The 1,574-nt window shown below is 70.8% G+C and carries 2 pseudogenes; both read right to left on the bottom strand.

From position 1 onward, the window contains the following. Positions 1-138 precede the first annotated feature (138 nt). Positions 139-938 (bottom strand): annotated as a pseudogene (gene sigJ, locus ACWD3C_RS48410) (RNA polymerase sigma factor SigJ). 70 nt (positions 939-1,008) lie between these two features. Further along, positions 1,009-1,482, bottom strand: a pseudogene (locus ACWD3C_RS48405) (carboxymuconolactone decarboxylase family protein); the annotation flags it as partial. Positions 1,483-1,574: the final 92 nt, after the last annotated feature.

Below are 1,574 nucleotides of genomic sequence, written 5' to 3'. Positions count from 1 at the left end.
TCCGCCGGGGGGGGGGGGGGTGTGGGGGGGGGGGGGGTGTTTTGTTGGTGGGGGGGGGGGGGGGGGTGGGGGGTGGCGCGGGGGCCCCCCCCCCCCCCCACACCCCCCCCGACGCCGGAGCAGCAGCGGGCAGCGGGCTTACCTGGCGAGTTCGGCCGGTTCATCCAGCCGCGTCAGCTTCCGCGGGGTTCGGACGACGTAGATCCGGGTGACCTGCCCGTTCTCCACGACGAGGCTCACCGCGGCCGGCTTGCCGTCGAACTCGGTCCGGCCCGCGGGCGCGCCGTTGAGGCATACGGTCGTCGTCTTGAGCGCGGCGACCACGCGGTTGGCGCGTGCGAGCAGCTTCGCCACTGGTTCGGCTCCGTGGATCGGAGCGAGAGCGGCGGGCACAAGCCCGCCACCGTCGGCGATGAGGACCACGTCCGGCGCCATGACCTCCCGCAGCTGCCCGGTTCGCAACTCGACCAGGAACCGCTCCACCACGGCCTGCTGCTCCGACCGGCTCACCCGCACCCCCGGCCGCCGGGCCGCCACATGCTCGCGTGCCCGTCGCGCGATCTGCCGGACCGCGGCCGGGACTTCCCGATGGCCTCGGCGATCTCGCCGTACGGCATCTCGAAGACCTCGCGGAGCACGAACACCGCCCGCTCCGCCGGGCCGAGTGTTTCCAGCACGGTCAGCATGGCGATCGAGACGCTCTCCGCGAGTTCGACGTCCTCGGCGGCATCAGGGCTGGTCAGCAGCGGTTCCGGCAGCCACTCGCCGACGTACTCCTCGCGGCGGCGCGACAACGTCCGCAGACGGTTGAGCGCTTGCCGCGTGACGGTTCGGACGAGGTAGGCCCGCGGGTCACGCACCTGTGACGGGTCGACGGCGGCCCACCGCAGCCAGGACTCCTGCACCACGTCCTCCGCGTCGGCCGCCGACCCGAGCATCTCGTAGGCGACCGTGAACAGCAGGGTGCGATGGACGACTGGGGGTCCCCCTCTGGGGGAGGGTCCTCGGTCATGCCGTCGACGCTGCGCCGGACTTCTCGGGACGCGCGGCCAGCGGAATCTCGCACGCGGCGGAGAAGCCCTGCGACTCGATCCCGTTCGCAGTGTTGTTCCTGGTCGCCATGTTGGAGAAGGCGATGAACGCGGTGAGTTCGACCATCGCCGCCGGGCCGAGCTGCTGGAGCAGACGCGCGGACAGCTCGTCGGTGACGGTCGGCGGCGTGTTCGTCATGGCCTCGGCGTACTCCAGCACGTCCCGCTCCAGCGGCGTGAACACCTCCGACTCCCGCCAGCGCGGCACCTGGCTCGCCTTGGTCAGGTCCAGGTTCTTGTTCTGCGCCTGGAAGTAGCCGAGGTCGAGGCACCAGTTGCAGCCGACCTGTGCCGCGACGGCCATGTGCGCGAACGACTTGAGGCTCTCGTCGGCCGCATCCCACGCGCCCACCTTGGCCCCTATCTCCTGGGATGCCTCGGCGACCTTCGGGTCGGAAGCTGCTTCTTGATTGATGGGCCACGCTTGGTCATTTCGGGATAACTTTCCAGGATGGACCAAGGAATGGTTTCGGCGACGCGGGC

The sequence above is a fragment of the Streptomyces sp. NPDC002845 genome (assembly GCF_053591955.1).
Note: the sequence above shows the minus strand (reverse complement) of the source record. Positions and strands in the feature narration are given on the sequence as shown.